Source organism: Pedococcus sp. P2_D7 (assembly GCF_056404295.1).
In genome coordinates this window covers 144,606-161,981 of the sequence record NZ_JBFUEH010000001.1, presented here as the reverse complement: position 1 = coordinate 161,981, position 17,376 = coordinate 144,606, and the positions used below count along the sequence as shown (strand labels likewise).

At 71.7% G+C, this 17,376-nt stretch carries 14 protein-coding genes; 8 read left to right on the top strand and 6 right to left on the bottom strand.

Annotation, left to right across the window (positions count from 1 at the left end):
• Window positions 1-136 precede the first annotated feature (136 nt).
• Window positions 137-556, top strand: coding sequence for a peptide-methionine (R)-S-oxide reductase MsrB (msrB, locus tag AC1DWJ_RS00750; protein ID WP_457256831.1), 420 nt, complete (start codon window positions 137-139; stop codon window positions 554-556).
• A 36-nt stretch (window positions 557-592) separates the two neighbouring features.
• Here the strand turns inward: msrB and AC1DWJ_RS00745 are convergent, their stop codons facing one another.
• From AC1DWJ_RS00745 to hemG, 3 genes are all read right to left on the bottom strand, one after another.
• Window positions 593-1,663 carry a type IV toxin-antitoxin system AbiEi family antitoxin domain-containing protein gene (locus tag AC1DWJ_RS00745; protein ID WP_477619773.1) on the bottom strand — a complete coding sequence of 357 codons (1,071 nt, stop codon included), beginning with the start codon at window positions 1,661-1,663 and terminating at the stop codon, window positions 593-595.
• A gap of 205 nt (window positions 1,664-1,868) precedes the next feature.
• Entirely contained in the window at window positions 1,869-2,582 is a 714-nt protein-coding gene (gene hemQ, locus AC1DWJ_RS00740; RefSeq protein WP_457256819.1) for a hydrogen peroxide-dependent heme synthase, read from the bottom strand.
• A 4-nt stretch (window positions 2,583-2,586) separates the two neighbouring features.
• Window positions 2,587-4,089: a protoporphyrinogen oxidase gene (gene hemG / locus AC1DWJ_RS00735; RefSeq protein WP_477619772.1), complete on the bottom strand. Its 1,503-nt coding sequence runs from the start codon at window positions 4,087-4,089 to the stop codon at window positions 2,587-2,589.
• Window positions 4,090-4,222: 133 nt separating this feature from the next.
• Here hemG and AC1DWJ_RS00730 point away from each other — a divergent pair, with 133 nt between their 5' ends.
• On the top strand, window positions 4,223-5,209 hold the full coding sequence (locus AC1DWJ_RS00730; protein WP_457252831.1) for a DUF4349 domain-containing protein: 987 nt from the start codon (window positions 4,223-4,225) through the stop codon (window positions 5,207-5,209).
• Window positions 5,210-5,251: 42 nt separating this feature from the next.
• On the opposite strand, the gene hemE is transcribed toward AC1DWJ_RS00730, so the two are convergent.
• The gene (gene hemE / locus AC1DWJ_RS00725; protein WP_477619771.1) at window positions 5,252-6,286 is read right to left on the bottom strand and encodes a uroporphyrinogen decarboxylase; all 1,035 of its coding nucleotides are present in this window, start codon (window positions 6,284-6,286) and stop codon (window positions 5,252-5,254) included.
• An 18-nt stretch (window positions 6,287-6,304) separates the two neighbouring features.
• Window positions 6,305-7,129, bottom strand: coding sequence for an EamA family transporter (locus AC1DWJ_RS00720; RefSeq protein WP_477619770.1), 825 nt, complete (start codon window positions 7,127-7,129; stop codon window positions 6,305-6,307).
• A gap of 79 nt (window positions 7,130-7,208) precedes the next feature.
• Between AC1DWJ_RS00720 and AC1DWJ_RS00715 the strand changes: the two genes are divergently transcribed.
• The 6 genes from AC1DWJ_RS00715 to AC1DWJ_RS00690 all read left to right on the top strand — a co-directional run bounded on the left by AC1DWJ_RS00715 (window position 7,209) and on the right by AC1DWJ_RS00690 (window position 15,474).
• Window positions 7,209-7,796, top strand: a complete 588-nt coding sequence (locus AC1DWJ_RS00715) for a DUF3000 domain-containing protein (RefSeq protein WP_425564830.1) — start codon at window positions 7,209-7,211, stop codon at window positions 7,794-7,796.
• A 59-nt stretch (window positions 7,797-7,855) separates the two neighbouring features.
• Window positions 7,856-9,100, top strand: coding sequence for an HRDC domain-containing protein (locus AC1DWJ_RS00710; protein ID WP_457252834.1), 1,245 nt, complete (start codon window positions 7,856-7,858; stop codon window positions 9,098-9,100).
• A gap of 229 nt (window positions 9,101-9,329) precedes the next feature.
• Window positions 9,330-10,547 (top strand): thiolase family protein, encoded by a 1,218-nt coding sequence (locus AC1DWJ_RS00705; RefSeq protein WP_457252835.1) that lies wholly within the window; start codon window positions 9,330-9,332, stop codon window positions 10,545-10,547.
• Window positions 10,544-12,664, top strand: a complete 2,121-nt coding sequence (locus AC1DWJ_RS00700; protein WP_457252836.1) for a 3-hydroxyacyl-CoA dehydrogenase NAD-binding domain-containing protein — start codon at window positions 10,544-10,546, stop codon at window positions 12,662-12,664. Before AC1DWJ_RS00705 ends, AC1DWJ_RS00700 begins: the two co-directional genes overlap by 4 nt.
• A 148-nt stretch (window positions 12,665-12,812) precedes the next feature.
• Window positions 12,813-13,577: a 3-hydroxybutyrate dehydrogenase gene (locus tag AC1DWJ_RS00695; RefSeq protein WP_457252837.1), complete on the top strand. Its 765-nt coding sequence runs from the start codon at window positions 12,813-12,815 to the stop codon at window positions 13,575-13,577.
• A gap of 28 nt (window positions 13,578-13,605) precedes the next feature.
• On the top strand, window positions 13,606-15,474 hold the full coding sequence (locus tag AC1DWJ_RS00690; RefSeq protein ID WP_457252838.1) for a helix-turn-helix domain-containing protein: 1,869 nt from the start codon (window positions 13,606-13,608) through the stop codon (window positions 15,472-15,474).
• Here AC1DWJ_RS00690 and dxs read toward each other — a convergent pair.
• Window positions 15,446-17,314: a 1-deoxy-D-xylulose-5-phosphate synthase gene (gene dxs, locus AC1DWJ_RS00685; RefSeq protein WP_457252839.1), complete on the bottom strand. Its 1,869-nt coding sequence runs from the start codon at window positions 17,312-17,314 to the stop codon at window positions 15,446-15,448. The genes AC1DWJ_RS00690 and dxs overlap by 29 nt on opposite strands.
• Window positions 17,315-17,376 lie beyond the last annotated feature (62 nt).

Here is a 17,376-nt window from a genome sequence, read left to right as displayed (position 1 = left end):
CGCCCGTCACCGGGCCGTCAGGATGGTCGGGACCAGAATGGACGCCGATTGCGTTGAGATGGTCGTGAAGCACCTCTTGACGAAATACCGCCGACGAAACACCGTCACCGTCCCGCGAAGGAGTCGCAGCGTGAGCATGGAGCAGACCGACCGCACGTACGCCGTGTCCAAGACCGACGAGGAGTGGCGCGCCGAGCTCAGCCCGGCCGAGTACCAGGTGCTCCGCCAAGCCGGCACCGAGCGCCCCTACGTCGGCGAGTACACCGACACCAAGACCGAGGGCGTCTACGCCTGTCGCGCCTGTGGCGCGGAGCTGTTCACCTCGGACACCAAGTTCGACAGCCACTGCGGTTGGCCGTCCTTCTACTCGCCGCTCGCCGGTGAGTCGGTGGAGTACATCGAGGACGTCACGATGGGCATGAAGCGCGTCGAGGTCCGGTGCGCCAACTGCGGCAGCCACCTCGGGCACGTCTTCGAGGGCGAGGGCTACGGCACCCCGACCGACCAGCGCTACTGCATCAACAGCATCAGCCTGACGATGCGCCCGAAGGCCTGACCTCCCCTTTATCGGGTTTAGGGGCTTTGTTGCGCTTCACCCGACGTCCGTTCTCGGGTGAAGCGCAACCTTCCCTGGGGAGGCGGCCGCCCGAATCCGCGCCGCGATCAATCCCGGGCGGTCGAGCTCCGACCAGATGACGCGCACGACCCCATGGCCCAGGCGACGCAGCTCATCCTCCCGCCGCTTCTCCGCCACCAGGGCCTGTGAACCGCCGTCGCGATACTTCACCAAGCCGTCGAACTCGACCACGACGTTCGTCCCGGCGACCAGGAAGTCGACTCGGGCGACGATCGCCCCGTGCTCATTCGTGATGCGGACCTGCGGGATCAGCTCGATGCCCAGCATCGCCAGACCGAACCGCAGTCTGGACTCACCCACGGACTCTGACCTCCCGTCGGCATGAGTAAGCACGGTGCGCACGCGGCTGGATCGTGGCCACCCTCGGACGCGATCAGCCAGCAGCTCCAGCTCCTCGGTGCCGACCATCGCTTGGCGGAGCGCGGCGTCGACGGCAACGACACCTGCGGCCGCGCCGTTCTGCAGAGTGTGCTGGATGAGCGCAATCGCCGGAGACACGGTCGCAGGATGCTCGACGTCCATCGCGGTCGTGAGGTCCTCCGGCTCGGGGCCCTCACCGCGCGTGGGCCGCAACCCTGCACCCTTTCCCTCGGCCATCACCACCTCGTCCCTCGGCACCTCTTCGATGGACTCGTCGTCGGCCGTCTGGCGCCGCAGCTCGAACACCGGTCGGATCACCGCATCCTGGGTCAGCACCTCCGCTTGTACTGGCCGCTCCAGCTGCGCCCGCGAGAGGTCGGCGCCCCACGCGGGGAGGCCCAGCGCGACAAGCGCGGTGTGACCGGCGAGCCTGCAGTCGCGATAGAGCAACGCCATGGCGCGTCCCAAGCGCACGTGCATCGCCTCCCTGCTGAGCTCGCCCTCGGACTCGGTCCGCACGGCATACACCCCGCGGGTCACGCTCAGCAGCTCACGGTGGTGGACGAGACGACGCAACCCCCATCGGTCCAACCCGGCGGCGCGAGCCTGTGCGGTGGTGATGACCCCAGACTGGGCCCTGGCGAGGTCGAGGAGGTGGGTGTCCATGGGCGCCACGGTCGGACGCAGCCGTCACACCGGCAATCGTCAGTGCAACGACCTGTGGACAGGACGCCGCGACCGTGAGCACCAGTGGACAGGCGGATCCCTCAGCGGCGCCGACCTTGACCCGAGAACGTTGCTGTTCACCCGAGAACCCTCCTCGGGTGAAGCGCAACCAAGGCCCTAGACCCGATAAAGGGGGGACCCTCGCTCAGCGCAGCGACGCCATGAGCTCGCCGACCTCGACGCGTCGGCCGGTGTGGAAGGGCAGCTCCTCGCGGACGTGCATCCGAGCCCGCGACGCCCGCAGCTCGCGCATCAGGTCGACGATGCGGTGCAGCTCGTCCGCCTCGAAGGCCAGGATCCACTCGTAGTCGTTGAGCGCGAACGACGCGATGGTGTTGGCGCGCACGTCGGGGAAGTCGCGCGCCTGCTGGCCGTGCTCGCGGAGCATGTCGCGGCGCTCGGCGTCCGGCAGCAGGTACCACTCGTAGGACCGCACGAACGGGTAGACGCAGATGAAGTCCTTCGGCGCCTCGTCGGCGAGGAACGCGGGGATGTGGCTCTTGTTGAACTCCGCCGGCCGGTGCAGCGCGGCCGCTGACCAGGTCGGCTCGAGCAGGTGGCCGAAGTCGGTGCGCAGCAGGGCGCGGTAGGCCCGCTGCACGTCCTCGATCCGCTCGGCGTGCCACCACACCATGAAGTCGGCGTCGGCGCGCAGACCCCCGATGTCGTAGACGCCACGGGTCACGACACCCTCGTCCGCCAGCGACGCGAAGAGGTCCTCGACCTCCTTGGCCATCACCTCACGGTCGTCACCCAAGGGACCGTTGACCGCGAACACCGACCACATCGCATAGCGGATCGACTCGTTGATCTCGCGGATCCGGGCGGCGTTGGGGTTGGAGGGGTGCGGCTCGCTCATGCCCCTATCCTCCCGTGCCCGCCGACCGCGCCCGCAGGTGGGTGGCCACCGCCTGCGCCGCCGCGCGACCGCTGGCGATGCACGCCGGGATCCCGACGCCACCGTATGCCGCGCCGGCCAGCTCCAGCCCCGGTGCGGTCGCGGTGTCGGCGCGGATCCTGGCGACCCGGTCGAGATGACCGACCGTGTACTGCGGCAGGGCCCCGCCCCATCGCTGGACGTGCGTGTCGACGATGCGGGGCAGCTGGTGCCCGAGGGCTTCACTGACCTCCGCCACCGCGATCGCGACCAGCTCGTCATCGGGTCGCTGGAGGTCCGTGGTCTCGCCATAGCGGCCCACCGACGCGCGCAGGAAAGACAGGTCACCCGCAGCGTCGGCGGTCCACGCCCACTTGGTCGACGAGAACGTGCTCGCCTTGATCGTGCGCCCCTCCACTGCAGGGACGAGGAACCCCGAGCCCGGAAGGGGCACGGTGTGCGGACCGTCGGCGCCCACGGCCAACGTGATGATCGCCATCGACGCGTAGTCGATCTCCCGCAACGCCCTGGACGCCTGCGGCAGGTGGGGGGCGAGCAGCCTGCTCGTCGGGGCGGCCGGAGTCGCCAGGACCACGGCGTCGGCGTGCAGCCGCTCGGGTCGGGGCTGCGGACCGACGACGACGGTCCACCCGCCCCCCGCCGCGACCGGCTCACGGTGCAGCTCGCGCACGATGGTCTCACTGCGGATCGTCACTCCTCGTCCCCGCAGGGACTCGGTCAGCACCTCGGCCAACCGCCCCACCCCGCCGGCCAGGCCGGCGAAGACGGGCGTCGGCTCAGCCGCGTCAACCGTCGCCCCGGCCGCGGCACCCGCCCCCGCGGCACCCGCCCCCGCGGCAGCCGCCCCCGCGGCAGCGGCGGTGGCGGCGCCCGCAGCGGCGGCGGCCAGCGACTCACCCCGCCGGGCCGCCTCGAAGGCCTGGGGCAGGCAGGCGCGCAGCGACAGCAGCCTGGCCTGACCGGCATACACACCACCCAGCAGTGGCTCGACGAGGCGGTCGACGACTGCCTCACCCAACCGCGCCGAGACGTAGTCACCGACCGACACGTCGTCGAACTCGCCGGCCTCCCAGGGCTGCTCGGCTTCGGCCCTGGCCACCTCGGCGGATGACAGGATGCCGAGCGCGGAGGACGCCGGCGACGGGATGCCCATGAGGGTCCCCTTGGGCAGCGGGTGGAGGTCGCCGCGCGACCAGATCGACGCAGCGGTCGTCGCCGGGTGCACCACGTCGAGGTCGAGTCCCAGCTCGGTGACCAGGTCGAGCGCCTCCGGTCGCCGGGCGAGCATCGACTCGGCGCCGACGTCGAGGGCGACGCCCGCCACGGGTTCCCGGCGGAGCTTGCCACCCGGACGGTCGGCTGCGTCGACCAGCGTGATGGTCGCGTCGGGAAGCGCATGCGACAGCTCCCAAGCGCAGGCAAGCCCACTGATGCCTCCCCCGACGATGAGGATTCGTGATCCGACCATGCCCACACCCTTTCAAGATCGTGACTCTTTCGACACCACCGGGTGGGAACGTCGAGCGCACGGCACGAGTCGCACCGGTATCCGCACCGCCGCACGACCTCTCCACGACCCGCTCCACCACCAGGGAGTCGCCATGATCCGTGTTCGATCGCACCGCACCGCTGCCGCCATCGGGGCAGCCCTCCTCGCCACCCTCGCCCTCGCCTCGTGCGCTGGAAGCAGCGGCGACAGCTCCGGCAGCTCTGCCGCCTCCGGCCCCCAGGCCGGGTTCTCCGACGAGTCAGGAGGGCGCGCAGCCGACTCCTCCGGCGACACACCATCGTCCGCGGGCAGCCCCGGCAAGGGCGCCAGCGGCTCGACCGCCGACCCGGTGACCACCGCCAACCTCGCCGCCAGCCAGGACTCCCTGGCCCGCCGAGCCTCGATCGCGTTGAAGGTCAAGAACATCGGCCAGGCCGTGGCCAAGGTGCGGGCCACCACTGCCACCGCCCAGGGCATCGTCCTGTCGGAGAACATCGGCACGGCGGCCGGTGACGCACCCTTGGCCGAGTCGGCCAAGGTCACCGCGACGACCTATGGCGAGATCACCATCTCGGTGCCCTCGGCCGAGCTCGACCGGGTCATCGCCGAGCTTGGCTCGGTCGGCACCGTCATCCGGTCCACGAGCTCCAGCGAGAACGTCGGTGGGCAGATCGTCGACACCACCTCACGACTGCAGACCATGCGCGTCAGCGTCGAGCGGGTGCGGGCCTTCCTCGAGGACGCCAAGGACCTCAACCAGATCGTGGCCCTCGAGGCCGAGCTGACCCGTCGCCAGTCGGACCTCGAGTCGCTCGAGGCGCAGCTCGCGTCGCTGAAGGGCAGCGTGGCCCGCTCGCCCATCCAGATCAGCCTGACCACCGAGCCCGGCGCAATCGTCGAGGAGCCGGACCAGGCCGGGTTCCTCGTCGGGCTCAAGGGCGGCTGGGACGCCTTCACCGGCTCGCTGAGCGTGCTGCTCACCGTCCTCGGGGCCCTGCTCCCGTTCCTCGCCCTGTTCGCCCTGCTGGGCCTTCCGGTGTGGTGGTACCTGCGTCGGCGACGTCCGGTGAACCCGTCGCCTGCAGTCCTCCCCCAGTAGGTCCCGCGGGGGCATGCCGAGGTCGGTCAGCGTGTGAGTGCGTCAGCGCTGGCCGACCTCGTGCACGAGCTCGACGACGCGGGTGAGGACGTCGGGGTCGGTGTCCGGCAGGACGCCGTGGCCCAGGTTGAAGATGTGTCCCGGAGCGGCGCGGCCCTCCTCGACGATCGATCGCACCGTGGCCTCCAGGGCCTCCCACGGCGCGAAGAGCAGCGCGGGGTCGAGGTTGCCCTGCACGGCATACCGGCCATCGAGCCGGGCCAGTGCGTCGGTGAGGGACACGCGGTAGTCGACCCCCACCACGTCGGCGCCGACGGCGCCCATCGACGCCAGCAGCTCACCGGTGCCGACCCCGAAGTGGATCATCGGTATGCCGCGGCCCGCGACAGCGGCGAGCGCGGCGGTGGAGTGCGGCGCCACGAAGCGCTCGTAGTCGGCGCGCGGGAGGGCGCCCACCCACGAGTCGAAGAGCTGCACGGCCGAGGCGCCGGCTGCGGCCTGCACGTCGAGGAAGGCGCCGGAGATCTGGGCCAGCCGGGCGCACAGGTCGTGCCAGAGCTGGGGGTCGCCGTACATGAGCGCCTTGGCGTGCTCGTGGTTCTTGCTCGGGCCGCCCTCGACGAGGTAGCTGGCCAGGGTGAAGGGGGCGCCCGCGAACCCGATGAGGGGAGTCGCCCCCAGCTCGGCCGTCAGCAGCCCCACGGCCTCGGTGATGTAGGGGACGTGGTCGGGGGTGAGCTCGGGCAGCCGGTCGAGGTCGGCGCGGGTGCGGATCGGCTTGGCGACGACCGGGCCGACCCCGGCGACGATGTCGAGGTCGACCCCGACGGCAGCGAGCGGCACCACGATGTCGGAGAAGAAGATCGCGGCGTCGACGCCGTGGCGGCGCACCGGCTGCAGGGTGATCTCGGTGACGAGGTCGGGACGGCGGCACGAGTCGAGCATGCCGATGCCCTCACGCACCGCGCGGTACTCCGGCAGCGACCGCCCGGCCTGGCGCATGAACCACACCGGCGTGTGGCTGACGGGTTCGCGGCGGGCAGCACGGACCAGGGCAGAGTCGTGGGGGGAGGTCACCGAGCGATTCTAGGTGGCCTAGAGGGCGATGATCGCCGCGCCCGCCAGCGAGAGCACGGCCCCCACCTGCTGGATCCTGCGCAGCTTCTCCTTGAGCAGCAGCCGCGCCAGCAGGATGGTGACCACGGGATAGAGCGAGCCGAGCACGCTGGCGACACTGACCTGCCCCCGGGACGACGCAATCCCGAAGAGCAGGTTCGCGCCCATGTCGCCGCAGCCGATGAGGAGCAGGGCCGGCAGCTCCTTCACCACGACGCCGCCGCGGCTGCGCACGACGAGGGCCAGGGTCGTGAAGACGACGAACGACACCCCGCGCATCCCCCAGAGGGTCATCAGGGTGGAGGACCGCGCGCCACGGTCGATGCAGAACAGCGCGAGGCCGAACCCGACCGCCGCGATCCCGGCCAGCACGACCGGTCGAGGTGACACCCCACCACTGAGCTCGGGTCCCGACGCGAGGGTCACCCCGACCACGGCGACCACGATGCCCACCCAGGTCCAGGAGGACGGCTCGTCCCCGGTGGCGACTCCCAGGAGCACGGGCACGGCCACGCCGAGGGCCGCGATGGGCGCGACGACCCCGATGGTGCCGGTCGCGAGCGCGGTGTAGAAGCAGAGCAGCCCGGCCACCCCCGACAGGGCGGCGCCGACCGACCACAGGGGCCAGCCGCTCCACGTGACGTGGTCCCAGCGGACCGCGACGGCGACGCACAGCACGAGGAAGGCGAGCGACTGGGTCCACCCGACCACGGCCACGGCCGGCCTGCGGCGGGAGAACAGCCCCGCGAAGAAGTCCGAGGTGCCCCAGCACGCGCTGGACGCGAGCGCGAGCAGGGAGAGCATGCGCGCACGCTACCTTTCGGCGCGACACGACGCGGACGGCAACCTCCCTGTGATATCCGACCCCTCGGCATACCCTCTGATGGTGGGCAGCCGAACGGTCCCTGGCGACCAATCCCCCGAGTTCACGCAGGCGCTCAGCGACCTGCGCGGGGCGCGGTTGCGCCCCGAGATCCGTCTCACCGAGGTCCCTGCTCCCCAGCGCATCGCGCCGTATGCCGTGGCGCTCACCGCCGAGGTGGTCGGCGCCGCTGCGGACGAGGACGAGCTCGCCTCCGGACGCTTCGTGCTGTTGCACGACCCGTCGGTCCCGGACCCGTGGGACGGCGCCTGGCGCGCCGTCACCTTCGCCCGGGCCGAGCTCGAGCCCGAGCTGGCCAACGACCCGATGCTCGGGGCGGTCGGGTGGTCGTGGCTGACCGATGCGCTGGAGAGCCACCACCTCGGCTACACCGCGGAGGCGGGCACGGTCACCCGCGTCGTCTCCGAGAGCTTCGCGGGGCTGTCCGACCGACCCGCCAGCGTCGAGATGGAGGTCCGCGCCTCGTGGACCCCGGTGGCCGGCAATGTCGGTGCCCACCTGGTCGCGTGGTCCGACCTGCTGTGCACCATCGCGGGGCTCCCGCCGCTGCCGGAGGGCGTCATCGCCCTGCCCGGGCCACGCCGTTGAACGGTGGAGTGCTGAGCGCCACGCGGTGCCGGGACGCGCTGGCCCGATAGGTTGACCCGGTGACCGACACCGACGCCGACCAGGCGGTGGAGCCCGAGCAGGAGCCAGCCCCGCCGCTGACCCCGCTCGACATGCCCGCCGACGGGGTGCCGCCGGTGGTCGAGTCGGAGCGGGCGCTGATGGAGGCCGCCCGCGCGATCGCCGCCGGCGAGGGCCCGGTCGCCCTCGACGCCGAACGCGCCAGCGGCTACCGCTACGGCCAGCGTGCCTACCTCGTGCAGCTCCGCCGCGAGGGGTCCGGCACCTGGCTGATCGACCCCATCGCGTGCCCCGACCTGTCGCCGGTCAACGACGCCATCGGCAGCGCCGAGTGGATCCTGCACGCCGCCACCCAGGACCTGGCCTGCCTGGCCGAGGTGGGGCTGCGACCGCAGCAGCTGTTCGACACCGAGCTCGCCGGGCGCCTCCTGGGCCTTCCGCGGGTCGGCCTGGCCGCCGTCGTCGAGCACTACCTGGGCCTGTCGCTGGCCAAGGAGCACTCGGCGGTCGACTGGTCCACGCGTCCCCTGCCGGAGCCCTGGCTGCGCTACGCGGCCCTCGACGTGGAGGTCCTCGTCGACGTCCGCAACCTGATGGGGGTCGACCTTGCCCGCCAGGGCAAGGACAGCTGGGCCCGCGAGGAGTTCGAGGCGCTGCTCGACTTCACCGGTCCCGCGCAGCGGGTCGACCCGTGGCGCCGCACCAGCGGGATGCACCGCGTCCGGCACCGCAGGATCGCCGCCGTGGTGCGCGAGCTGTGGGAGACCCGCGACCAGATCGCCCAGGACCGTGACGTCTCCCCCGGCCGGGTGCTGCCCGACGCCGTGCTGGTCGAGGTCGCGATGGAGTCGCCCACCGAGAACGGCGCGCTGCCCAGTGGTCACCGCTCGGTGCGCCGCTACCAGCGCCAGTGGCTCGACGCCATCGCCCGGGCCAACGCGATCCCGGACGCCGACCTGCCCCCCATGACCCTGCGCTCCGACGGCCCGCCCCCGCAGCGGTCGTGGGCCGAGCGCAACCCGGTCGCCGCGGCCCGGCTCACCGCCACGCGGGAGGCGCTGACCGCGTTCGCCACCGAGCACGCGATCCCGGTCGAGAACGTCCTGTCCCCGGAGCCACTGCGCCGCGTGATCTGGTCACCGCCCGCAGAACACACGGCGGCAGCGTTCGCAGAGGCCCTGTCCGGGCTCGGGGCCCGGCACTGGCAGACCGCCGTGGTCGCGCCCCTGATCGAGGCGGCCTTCGAGGCCAACCCCGACGCCTGACCGTTCCCCGGCGCCTACTCATGCAAAAGGCGAGTTAGCGCCGCCCCAGAACGGCGCTAACTCGCCTTTTGCATGAGATGGCGTCCGGAAGAGGGGCGGCCGGGTGACGGCTCTCACGCGCGGAGCCGGTGACCCGCTTGTTACCGCGGAGTAGCATCGAGCGCGGACCCACCGGCATACCGGTGAACCACCACCCCGAGCCAGATCCACATACCCAGGGAGGCCACCCGTGCCCCGCACCCTTCATGAGGTCGTGTTCGTCGACGGTGTCCGGACACCGTTCGGCAAGGCCGGCGACAAGGGCATGTACGCCCAGACGCGCGCCGACGACCTCGTCATCCGCTGCATCCGCGAGCTGATGCGCCGCCACCCCGAGCTCCCGCCGGAGCGCGTCGAGGAGGTGGCCATCGCCGCCACCACGCAGATCGGAGACCAGGGCCTCACGCTCGGTCGCATGGCCGCCCTCCTCTCGGGTCTGCCCAAGACCACTCCCGGCTACTCGGTCGACCGCATGTGCGCCGGCGCGATGACCGCCGTGACGACCACGGCGAGCTCGATCGCATTCGGCTCGATCGACATCGCCATCGCCGGAGGGGTCGAGCACATGGGCCGCCACCCCATGGGTGAGGGCGTCGACCCCAACCCGCGGATCGTCGCGGAGAAGCTGGTCGACCCCTCGGCCCTGGTCATGGGCTCGACGGCGGAGAACCTGCACGACCGCTACCCGTCGATCACCAAGGACCGCAGCGACGCGTATGCCGTGGGGTCGCAGGACAAGCTCGCCAAGGCCTACGCCAACGAGCAGATCCAGCCCGACCTCGTGCCCGTCGCCACCCGCCACCAGGAGCTCGGCTACGGCCTGGCCACCCAGGACGAGCCGCCGCGCCCGGGCACCACCGTGGCGGACCTCGCCACGCTCAAGACCCCGTTCCGACCGCACGGCAACGTCAGCGCCGGCAACTCGGCCGGGCTCAACGACGGTGCCACCGCGTGCCTCCTCGCGTCGGAGACGGCGGCCCGCGAGCTCGGCCTGCCGGTGAAGATGCGCCTCGTCGACTTCGCGTTCGTGGGTGTCGAGCCCGAGGTGATGGGCATCGGCCCCGTCCCGGCCACCGAGAAGGCCCTGGCCAAGGCCGGCCTGTCGATCGAGGACATCGGCCTGTTCGAGCTGAACGAGGCGTTCGCCGTGCAGGTGCTCGCCTTCCTCGAGCACTTCGACATCGCCGACGACGACCCCCGGGTCAACCAGTACGGCGGGGCGATCGCCGTCGGGCACCCGCTCGCGTCGTCCGGCGTGCGGCTGATGACCCAGCTCGCCCGCCAGTTCGAGGAGCACCCCGAGGTGCGCTTCGGCCTGACCGCCATGTGCATCGGGATCGGGATGGGCGCCGCCGTGATCTGGGAGAACCCCCACCACGCCGACTACGGCAAGGAGGTCGCAGCATGAGCGACACCACCACGAGCACCACTCCCGCGTTCGAGGAGGTCGTGACCCACACCCCGGTCCGCGACGTCGTGCTGCCGGGCAAGGCCGGCACACTGGCCCTCATCACCTTGGACAACGGCTTCGACCACACCAAGCCCAACACCTTCGGCCCGCAGACCATCGTCGGCCTCAAGGCCACGGTCGATGCCCTGCGGGCGCGCGCCGAAGCCGGCGAGATCCAGGCCGTCGGCATCACCGGCAAGCCGTTCATCTTCGCCGTCGGCGCCGACCTCAAGGCAGTCTCCCAGGCAGCAGACCGCGAGCAGGCGCTAGAGGTCGCTCGCGCGGGGCACGCGGCCTTTGCGGCGATCATGGACCTGCCCGTGCCGACCTTCGCGTTCGTCAACGGTGCGGCCATGGGTGGCGGCGTGGAGATCGCCCTGTCCACCGACTACCGCACCATCTCGGCTGGGGTCCCCGCGCTGGCCCTGCCGGAGACCTTCCTCGGTCTCGTCCCCGGCTGGGGCGGCTGCTACCTGCTGCCCAACCTGGTCGGCCCGGCCAACGCCCTCAAGGTCATCATCGAGAACCCGATGACCATGAACCGCATGCTCAAGGGTCCGCAGGCCTTCGAGCTGGGCCTGGCCGACGTGTTGCTCGAGCCGGCCGACTTCCTCGAGGAGTCGCTGCTCTGGGCGGCCTCGGTGCTGTCCGGCCGGACGAAGGTCGACCGCCCCCCGGTCTCGACCGACGAGGCCGAGTGGACCGCGGCGATCAAGGCAGCCAAGGGTCTGGTCGACCTCAAGACCGGTGGCAAGGCTCCCGCGCCCTACCGCGCGCTGCAGCTCGTCGGTCAGGCGCGCACCGCGACCCGCGACGAGGCCTTCGCCGCCGAGGACGAGGCCCTCGCGGACCTCGTCATGGGTGACGAGCTGCGGGCCGGGCTCTACTCGTTCGACCTCGTCCAGCGTCGCGCCAAGCGCCCCGCCGGCGCGCCCGACAAGGCCCTGGCCCGCAAGGTCACCAAGGTCGGCATCGTGGGCGCCGGACTCATGGCGAGCCAGCTCGCCCTGCTGTTCGCCCAGCGGCTCGAGGTGCCGGTCGTCATGACCGACCTCGACGAGGAGCGGGTCGCCAAGGGCGTGGGCTACGTCCACGGCGAGGTCGACAAGCTGCTCGGCAAGAAGCGGGTCAGCTCCGACAAGGCCAACCGGCTGAAGGGCCTGGTCACCGGGGCGACGTCCAAGGACGGCTTCGCGGACGCAGACTTCGTCATCGAAGCGGTCTTCGAGGAGATGTCGGTCAAGAAGCAGGTCTGGTCCGAGGTCGAGGCGATCGTCAGCGCCGAGTGCGTCCTCGCGACCAACACCTCGTCCCTGTCGATCACCGAGATGGCCTCGGAGCTCGCCCACCCCGAGCGGGTCGTCGGGTTCCACTTCTTCAACCCGGTCGCCGTCATGCCGCTCCTCGAGATCATCAAGGGCGAGCAGACCGACGACGCCACCCTCGCCACAGCATTCGCCACCGGCAAGGGACTGAAGAAGACGACCATCCTCGTCAAGGACAGCCCGTCCTTCATCGTGAACCGCCTGCTCGGACGGTTCATGGGCGAGGTCGCCAAGGTGGTCGACGAGGGCACCCCGATCGAGGTCGCCGACCGTGCGTTCGCGGGGCTCGCCCCGATGCCGCCGTTCATCCTCCTCGGCCTGGTCGGCCCGGCCATCGCGCTGCACAACAACGAGACCCTGGCCCAGGCCTTCCCCGACCGCTTCTACGTCTCCGAGAACCTGCGCAAGGTCGTGGCCGCGAAGAAGTCGGCCATCTACACCTGGCCCGAGGGCAAGCCGGTCGTCGACCCCGAGGTCGAGGCGCTCTTCGACAAGCCGGCCGACCCGGTGGTGCTGTCCACCGAGGAGGTCCGGGAGCGCGTGCTGGGCGTCCTCGCCGACGAGGCGCGCCGGATGCTCGACGAGGGCGTGGTCGCCGCTCCGATGGACCTCGACCTGGCCATGATCACCGGTGCCGGGTTCCAGTTCTGGAACGGCGGCCTCACCCCCCTGCTCGACCGCGAGGGCGTGGCCGAGAAGGTGACCGGCCGGCGCTTCCTGCCGCCCGGCGCCGCAAGCGTCCCCGCCTAGGCGAGGGACCCCAGCAAGGCCGGTGGCCGGCATACCGAAGCGACGGTGTGCCGGCCGCCGGCCTGTCCGGACCGACCACACAGGTTCGCAGCCAACTGTGGGCTGGCACCACATGCTCGCGTGCTTGCGCCGCACCTAGTCTCACCGCATGCCGATGACGCCAACGCTGCTCGACCTGTCCGGACGGAGCGCGTTGGTCACCGGCGCCGCCAGCGGCATCGGTGCCGCCTGCGTCGAGCGGCTGGTCGCGGCCAAGGCCAGCGTGTATGCCGTGGACCGCGACGCCGAGGGCCTCTCCCGGTTCGACCGGGTCGGCGCGGTCGAGACGCTCGCGATGGACCTGGCCGACCTCGACGCGGTCGACGCCCTGCCGGGCACCGTCGACATCCTGGTCAACAACGCCGGCATCCAGCACGTCAGCCCAATCCACGAGTTCCCGGTGGAGACCTGGGACCTCATCATCCGGCTCATGCTGACCTCGCCGTTCCGGCTGACCCGCCGCGTCCTGCCCCACATGTACGACCAGGGCTGGGGCCGGGTCGTCAACGTCTCGAGCGTCCACGGCCTGCGGGCGAGCGCCTACAAGGCCGCCTACGTCTCGGCCAAGCACGGGCTGGAGGGCCTGTCCAAGGTGACCGCGCTCGAGGGTGGCGAGCACGGGGTCACCAGCAACTGCGTCAACCCGGCCTACGTGCGCACGCCCCTGGTCGAGCAGCAGATCAGCGACCAGGCCCGCACCCACGGCATCTCCGAGGACGAGGTCGTCGAGCAGGTCATGCTGGCGCCGGTCGCCCTCAAGCGGCTGGTCGAACCGGACGAGGTCGCCGAGCTGGTGGCCTTCCTGTGCAGCCCGGCCGCGGACTCGGTCTCGGGCTCGTCGTTCTCGATGGACGGCGGCTGGACCGCCCACTGAGCGGGCCCGCCGCCTAGGATCCGACTCGATGGACGCCCACGACGACTCCCCGGCGATGACGCTGCTGCGCCTGCTCGCGCAGGGGGCTCCGGCGGCCGAGCTCGAGGCGGTGGTCCCCCACGCCTCCGGTCCCGACGACCCCGCGGCTGCCCAGGCCGACGAGGCCCGCGAGCTGGCGCTGCGCGTGCGGGCGGCCTTCGACTCGCGGCGCCGCCGCGAGGCCGAGCTCACCGGCCTCGTGGAGACGGCTCGTGACCTGGCTGCGATGCGTGACCCCAGCGGCATCCTCGAGGCGATCGTCCGTCGGGCCAGGGCCCTGCTCGGGACCGACGTCTCCTACCTCACGCTGTTCGACCCGCAGGCGGGCGACACCTTCATGCGCGCGACCGACGGCTCCGTCAGCTCCGAGTTCCAGGTGGTGCGGCTGTCGCTCGGCGATGGCCTCGGCGGGCTCGTCGCCTCGACCCGCAAGCCCTACTGGAGCGCCGACTACCTGCACGACCACCGCTTCCAGCACACCGGCGCGATCGACAGCGCCGTCGGTGACGAGGGCCTGGTCTCGATCTGCGGCACTCCCCTGGTCGTCGAGGACGAGTTCGTGGGGGTGCTGTTCGCGGCCAACCGCTCCCCGCGCCCCTTCTCCCCCGACCAGGTGGCCCTGCTCGGCTCGCTCGCGGCGCTGGCCGCGGTGTCGATCGTGCAGACCCGCAGCGCCGAGGAGGTCCGACGCCACACCGCCGGGGTGGAGCGCGCCGCTGCCGCCCACGACCGGTTCGCCGAGCTGGTCCTCGCCGGTGGCGGCGTCGACGACATCACCAAGGCGCTGGGCGACCTGCTCGGCGGGTGGGTGGTGCTGCTGAGCTCGGAGGGCGAGCTGCTCAGCACCCACGGGTCGACCCCGCTGCCGGACGACGGCACCGCTGGCGCCCTCGCCCGGTCGCGCGCGGTCCGCGAGACGGACAGCACCGGACGGCTCGCGCAGGACCCCGGCACGGACCAGTGGGCCATCGGCGTGAAGGCGCCGCAGACCCCGCTGGGCACCCTCGTCCTCGGGGGTGTGGGTGTGCTCGACGACGCCGACCGCCGCACCGTCGAGCGCGCGTCGGTCGTGAGCGCGCTCGTCCTGCTCTTCGAGCGCACCGCCGCCGAGGCCGAGCAACGCGTCCGCACCGACCTCGTGGCCGACCTGGTCAGCGGTCGCGGTGACCCCACGTCACTGGCCACCCGGGCGAGGGCCCAGGGCATCGACCCGGGTGCCGCCCACGCCGTGCTGGTCGCGCACGCCGACCCCGACACCCCGCGCCGCACCCTGCTGCTCGCCGCCCACGCTGCCGCTGGGCACGGCTCCGTCGTCGGTGAGCACGACGGCCACGTGGTCGCCCTGCTCCCGTCGCAGGACCCGCACGAGGCCGCCGTCGAGCTCGCCCGCCGCCTGAGCCGGCTCGCCACGGTGACCGTCGGCGCGGCGGGACCGACGACCCTCGGCGCCGACGTGCCGGCCGTGTGGCGGGAAGCCGTCCGCACCGTCTCAGCGCTCGTCTCACTCGGGCTGGAGGGCACCGGAGCAAGCGCCGGCCACCTCGGTTTCGCAGGTCTGGTCGTCGGGTCCGCACCCGACGTCAGCGGCTACGTGCGCCAACACCTGGGCCCCCTGCTCGACTACGACGCCCGCCGCGGCTCCGAGCTGGTCAAGACCCTCCAGGCCTACTTCGACGCCGGCGGCAGCCCCCGCCACGCGGCCACCGACCTGCACGTCCACGTCAACACCGTGAGCCAGCGCCTGGAGCGGATCTCCGCGCTCCTCGGGCCGCACTGGCAGCGCCCCGGCGAGTCGCTCGAGCTCCAGCTGGCGCTGCGCCTGATGCGGCTCAGCGCAGGCGGGTCGCCAACGAGGTAGCCACCGCGTCCGCGGTGAGGCCGACCTCCTCGAGCACCTGTCCCCGCGACGCGTGGTCGAGGAACCGCTTCGGTATGCCGTGCACGTGCACCGGCACGTCGACGTCGGCCTCGCGCAGGGCCAGGGCCACCGCGGCTCCCACTCCTCCGCTGACGAGGTTGTCCTCGACCACGGCGACGGCACCCGCGCGTCGAGCCATCTCGACGAGGTCAGCACTGACCGGCAGCACCCATCGGGGGTCGACGGCCGTGACCGAATGTCCCTGCGCCTCGAGCTTGCCCGCGATGTCGACGGCCATGCCGGCGAAGGCGCCGACCCCGACCAGGAGCAGGTCGCAGCTGTCCCTCGAGGTCTCGTGGAGCACGTCGACGACGCCGTCCTGGCGGATGGCGTCGACGGCCGGCCCCACGTCACCCTTGGGGAACCGGAGCACGGTCGGCCCGTCGGTGACGTCGATCGCCTCGCGCAGCTGGCGCTTGACCTGGTCGCCGTCGCGGGGCGCGGCCAGCCGCAGGCCGGGGACGACCGACGCGATCGTCATGTCCCACATGCCGTTGTGCGAGGCGCCGTCACTCCCGGTCACGCCGGCTCGGTCGAGCACGAAGGTCACGCCCGCCTTGTGCAGGGCGCAGTCCATGAGCAGCTGGTCGAAGGCCCGGTTGAGGAAGGTGGCGTAGACCGCGACGACCGGATGCAGGCCGGCATACGCCAGGCCGCTGGCCATGGTCACGGCGTGCTGCTCGGCGATCCCGACGTCGAAGACGCGGTCGGGGTACGCAGCGGCGAAGCCGTCGAGGCCGACCGGGATGAGCATCGCCGCCGTGAGGGCCACGACGTCCTCGCGCTCGCGGCCGATCGCGACCATCTCGTCGTTGAACTCGTCGGTCCAGATCCGGCCGCTCACCTCGAACGGCAGCCCGGTCTCGGGGTTGAACTTGCCGATGGCGTGCCACTGGTCGCCCTCGTCCCGGCGGGCGGGGTCGTAGCCGCGGCCCTTCTCGGTGATGACGTGGACGAGCACGGGGCCGCCGAACGCCCTGGCCCGACGCAGCGCCGCCTCGACCGCCTGCTCGTCGTGGCCGTCGACCGGACCGAGGTACTTCAGCCCGAGGTCCTCGAACATGCCCTGCGGCGCGACGATGTCCTTGAGGCCCTTCTTCATCCCGTGCAGCGTCTCGTACATCGCGCCACCGACCACGGGGGTGCGGCTGAGGGTGTTCTTGCCCCAGTCGAGGAACCGTTCGTAGCCGCGGGTGGTGCGCAGCGTCGCGAGGTGGTCGGCCAGGCCGCCGATGGTCGGGGCGTAGGACCGCTCGTTGTCGTTGACCACGATGGTCAGGGGCAGGTCCTTGTCGGCCGCGATGTTGTTGATGGCCTCCCACGCCATGCCACCGGTGAGCGCTCCGTCACCGATGACCGCCACGGTGTGCCGACCCTTCTCGCCACGCAGCCGCCGGGCCTTGGCGATGCCGTCGGCCCAGGACAGGGCGGTCGACGCGTGGGAGTTCTCGACGATGTCGTGCTCGGACTCGGCCCGGCTGGGGTAGCCCGACAGGCCGCCCTGCTTCTTGAGCTGGCTGAAGTCGTGGCGACCGGTGAGCAGCTTGTGCACGTAGGACTGGTGGCCGGTGTCGAAGACGATGGCGTCCTGGGGGCTGTCGAAGACGCGGTGCAGCGCGATGGTCAGCTCGACCACCCCGAGGTTGGGGCCCAGGTGGCCGCCGGTCTTGGAGACGGACTCGACGAGGAAGTCACGGATCTCCTGGGCCAGCCCGGGCAGCTGGGCAGGCGTCAGCGCCTTGAGGTCGGCCGGGCCGGTGATGGTCTCGAGCACTCCCACGCACGCCGTCCTTCCGGTTGTGTCAGCACAGGGGCATATCTCTGCAGGGGAACCGCCCGAGT